The 2,149-nt window shown below is 56.1% G+C and carries 1 protein-coding gene; it reads left to right on the forward strand.

Translation table 11 applies throughout. The annotated features are described in order from the left end of the window. The first annotated feature begins 281 nt into the window (after positions 1–281). Positions 282–1,976, forward strand: coding sequence for a phospho-sugar mutase (locus DWX63_RS11010; protein WP_117843728.1), 1,695 nt, complete (start codon positions 282–284; stop codon positions 1,974–1,976). Positions 1,977–2,149: the final 173 nt, after the last annotated feature.

Genomic DNA, 2,149 nt, shown 5'->3' on the forward strand with positions numbered 1-2,149 from the left:
CCAGCCCGTGGGAGGCCAGGGCGCCGCTGACCGGTGGACGGCACCGAGCCGTCTGATGACTTGAAGAAGGGGGAGGCCTCGCGGCCTCCCCCTTTTTTTGCGTTTACGAGCAACATTCCTTATGCAATTAAATCAATTTAATCATCCACCGCTGAATATAGACGTTCACCGTTCTTTGGCCGGTTCTCTGTTCTCAATGGACTAATATTTGCTTTAGCGCACTGCTGCGCTTGTCCTGTTTTTACACGGGTCGTTTTATTGATTGTGACGGAAGGACTCACATGGCAGATGTTCATGAGCTGCTTGATACTTGGATTGCCAATGTCAAGGACGAGGAGCTCCTCGCTGAGCTCAACACGATGAAGGAGCAGGGTGATGAGGACGCCATCACCGACGCTTTCTTCCAGGATCTCGCCTTCGGTACTGCCGGTCTTCGCGGCACTATCGGTGCGGGCACTAACCGTATGAATATCTATACGGTCGGTCGTGCGACCCAGGGATTCGCTGACTACCTCAATGCGACCTTTGAGCATCCGACGGTCGCCATCGCTCGCGATAGCCGCAATAAAGGTGAGCTGTTCGTTAAGACTACGGCTGCCATTCTTGCAGCAAACGGCGTGACTGCCCTCGTGTATCCCAAGATTTCTCCTGTGCCGACGCTCTCCTGGGCCGTCCGTGATCTTAAGTGCTCCGGTGGCATTTGCATGACCGCTAGCCATAACCCAGCGCCGTATAACGGCTATAAGGCCTATGGCCCCGATGGCTGCCAGATCACCAGCGAGGCCGCCGATGCAATTTCTAAGGCTATCGCCGAGACCGATACATTCACCGGCGTGAAGTCCATGGACTTTGATGAGGCTCTTGAGCAGGGTCTGGTTAAATGGATCGACGACTCGTGCCTCGAGCGTTATTACGACGCCGTTCTCGCGCGCGGCGTGACTAACCTTTCTGCCGAGGAGATCGCTGGCGCTCCGCTTAAGCTCGTCTACACTCCGCTCAACGGCACCGGCCTCATTCCCGTTACTACGGTGCTCGAGCGCGCTGGCATCACCGATGTCACGGTTGTTCCCGAGCAGAAGGAGCCTAACGGCGATTTCCCGACCTGCCCGTATCCTAACCCCGAGATCCGTCAGGCCATGCAGAAGGGCATCGATCTCTGCGAGCAGGTTCACCCTGATTTGCTGCTTGCAACCGATCCCGACGCCGACCGTGTTGGCGTTGCCGTTAAAAATGGCGATGACTATCTGCTGCTGACCGGCAATGAGATGGGCGTTCTGCTGCTCGACTATATCTGCAAGACCCGTGCTGCCCGCGGTGAGGACCTCACTAAGAAGGTTGCCGTTACTACTATCGTTTCTTCCGCCATGGTTGACGCTCTGGCCGACGAGTACGGTTTTGAGCTTCGCCGCTGCCTGACGGGCTTCAAGTACATCGGCGACAGCATTACTTCTCTTTCCGATGCTGGCGAGGTCGATCGCTTTATCTTCGGTTTCGAGGAGAGCTACGGCTATCTGGCCGGCGACCACGTGCGCGACAAGGACGCCGTGAGCACTTCGCTTCTGATTTGCCAGATGGCGCAGTATTACAAGCTCCAGGGTAAGAACCTTGCCGATGCGATGCACGAGCTGTACGAGAAGTATGGCTACTATCACAACAAGACGATTTCGCTAAGCTATCCGGGCGCTGAGGGTGCGGCAAAGATGGCCGGCATCATGGCTGGTTTGCGCGAGAACCCGCCCGCGGAGCTCGCCGGTTCCAAGATTGAGGCCGTCGTGGATTACAACACCTGCGTGAACGGCCTGCCGAAGGCTAATGTCATTGAGTTCGATCTCGAGGGTGGTAACAAGGGTATCGTCCGTCCTTCTGGCACCGAGCCCAAGATTAAGCTGTACATCTTCGCTAAGGGCGCGGATGCCGCCGAGGCTGATGCAGCACTTGACGCGATCGAGGAGTCCGGTCGCAAGCTCTTGGACTAAGGCTTTGAAAGCCTATTTCTATAGATAGACGGAGGAGGGGATCTCGGAAACGAGGTCCCCTCTTTATTACTTTTAAATACAGCTGAGAATCCCAAACTGTGTAGGAAATGTGTACGCCCAGATTCCCGCCCACGGCGCCCCTCCGGTCTGGCAATATATCTCCTTGCCGCGCG

The sequence above is a fragment of the Collinsella sp. AF20-14LB genome (assembly GCF_003459505.1).
Lineage (GTDB): Bacteria > Actinomycetota > Coriobacteriia > Coriobacteriales > Coriobacteriaceae > Collinsella.

What these genes read in the sequence shown, in the direction of transcription:
- DWX63_RS11010 (WP_117843728.1), top strand. Translation starts at nt 282, where the DNA reads ATGGCAGATGTTCATGAGCTGCTTGATACTTGGATTGCCAATGTCAAG.